2 protein-coding genes are annotated in these 2,215 nt (G+C 56.8%); one reads left to right on the top strand and one right to left on the bottom strand.

Annotation, left to right across the window (positions count from 1 at the left end; translation table 11 throughout):
- Positions 1 to 211 precede the first annotated feature (211 nt).
- Entirely contained in the window at positions 212 to 1,129 is a 918-nt protein-coding gene (locus tag HKD32_RS15065; RefSeq protein WP_010505819.1) for a LysR family transcriptional regulator, read from the bottom strand.
- A gap of 103 nt (positions 1,130 to 1,232) precedes the next feature.
- Here HKD32_RS15065 and HKD32_RS15060 point away from each other — a divergent pair, with 103 nt between their 5' ends.
- On the top strand, positions 1,233 to 2,045 hold the full coding sequence (locus HKD32_RS15060) for an NAD(P)H-dependent oxidoreductase (RefSeq protein WP_194258405.1): 813 nt from the start codon (positions 1,233 to 1,235) through the stop codon (positions 2,043 to 2,045).
- The last annotated feature ends 170 nt before the right edge of the window (positions 2,046 to 2,215 follow it).

Raw genomic sequence — 2,215 nt, 5'->3', positions numbered from 1 at the left:
GTGCTGCTCGCACGGCGTGCGTGGTCGTGGCGCTGCCATGACGTATCTGTCCCATAAGGCTTCCTTCCACTCGCGTGAAATTAATACCCCATCAAATCCCGGGACTAAACACCTAGGAAACCACCAATCACACGAACGTGAATCTCGACGAAAACCCGCCCCAGTACCTTTGTGCGCGCGCAGGCTTAACGTCACAGCGAATTTTGGACACTCAGCGGCTGATACCGGGAACCTGCCTGAGTCCCTCTGCAAGAAAATCAACGCAGAGACGGACCCGGGTCAGGTTCGTCCGTTCCGGCGCGATCAGCATACTCAGCGGCACGGGCGACAGCGTATAATTCGGTAACACATGCTCAAGACGACCATCCCGCAGGCAGTCCTCTATCAGCCAGCGATGGGCCGGCCCGTAGCCTCGACCTGCAAGAAACGCATCCCGTGCTGCCAGACCGTGATCGACGATCAAACGACCATGGAATGGCACAGCGTGATTTCTGCCCCTCGCGCTCCGCAAAACCAGCCGGTCCGATCCATGCACACGGGACATCCGTACGCCCTCAAGCTGACGCAGGTCCTCGGGGCCCCGCACCGGACCGTTGCGACGCAGCCATTCGGGAGATGCGACCAGCATGCGCTGGCTTTCACCAAGGGAGCGCAGTTTCATCGCGCAATCGCTCAGGGGACCAAGACGGATGGCGATATCAACGCCGTCACGCACCAAATCAATACGCTCGTCCGTCAGACCGAATTCCACCCTGATGTCTGGGTTCTCATCCTGAAAAGCATAAATGAGACGACTGACGTGCAGAACACCCAACGCACCGGTACAGGAAATACGCACCGTTCCGGCCGTAGCCTGCCGTGTGTCGCGCATTTCCTGACTTGCCTGCTCCACAAGGGAAAGAATCTGCACGCACTGCGCATAATATCGCGTGCCTTCGTCTGTTAACGCGGTCCGGCGCGTGGTGCGCGTCAGTAACGAGACACCCAAAGCCTCTTCGAGTTCACGCAGATGCCGCGTTACTGTCGATTGTCCGGCACCCGTTTCCCGGGCGACGGCGGCCAGATTGCCGCGTTCAGCGATGCGTACAAAGGTTCGCATCCGTTCCAGCGAGATCAGAGATTGTTCCATTTTTCGGCACTGTGCCTTCCCCTATCTCCATATGGGAGAAGAATATCCTATCGCCTAGTCTTACCGGGAAACGAATTTTTTTGGCAAAGACAAGGCCCCGCGCATGAATATCCTGATCGTGTTCGCCCATCCCGAACGACACTCTCTCAATGGCGCTCTTTTCGATATCGCAGTCGCCGAACTGCAATCGCAGGGACACCAGGTGCAAGTCTCGGACCTTTATACGATGCACTGGAAAGCGGCCGTCGACCGCAGCGACTTCCCGGATCTGTCTACCGGCGAGCGCCTGAAAGGGGCATCTGCATCTTCACATGAATTCGCAGCGGACGGCCTGACAGATGATGTGAAAGCAGAGCAGGAGAAACTTCTCTGGGCCGATACCGTGATTCTTCAGTTTCCGCTCTGGTGGTTCGCCATGCCCGCGATCCTCAAAGACTGGGTTAACCGCGTTTATGCCTGTGGCTTTGCGTATGGCGTTGGTGAACACAGCAATCGCCGCTGGGGGGATCGCTATGGCGAGGGCGTGATGGCAGGCAAGCGCGCCATGCTGCTCGTAACGACGGGAGGCTGGCCGGAGCATTATTCCGAACGCGGGATCAATGGTCAGATCGACGATCTGCTGTTTCCGATCAACCATGGCATTCTGTTCTATCCCGGATTCACAGTGCTACCGCCCTTCGTCGCTTACAGGGTGGACCGACTGGATGACGCACGCTTCGAAATTGTGTCCGAACAACTTCGCAAGCGTATGCGCACGCTCGCAACGACAACGCCCATCCCATATCGAAAGCAAAACGGCGGCGACTACCAGATCCCGACGATGGAACTGAAACCCGGCATGGAGACACCAGGCGCCGTTCGTTTTGCCTTGCATGTTGCAGAACAAAAGCCCTGTCTCCGCGACTGCGAGGACTAGCGCCCCAACCATCACGCAAACGTGAACACCGACAAAACCCCGCCTGAATACTTTTCCGTACAGGTAAGTTAAGGAAGCAGAGAAGTTGATCTGATGGCATTCTAATATTTGCGCCAAACAGACGATAAACGAAAACCCCAGGCCGTTTCCGGACTGGCGTTCTAGAGAAG

It is taken from the genome of Gluconobacter japonicus (assembly GCF_015244665.1).
Classification (GTDB): Bacteria; Pseudomonadota; Alphaproteobacteria; order Acetobacterales; family Acetobacteraceae; genus Gluconobacter; species Gluconobacter japonicus.
The sequence above is the reverse complement of the archived record's forward strand: the minus strand, read 5'-3'. Positions and strand labels throughout refer to the sequence as shown.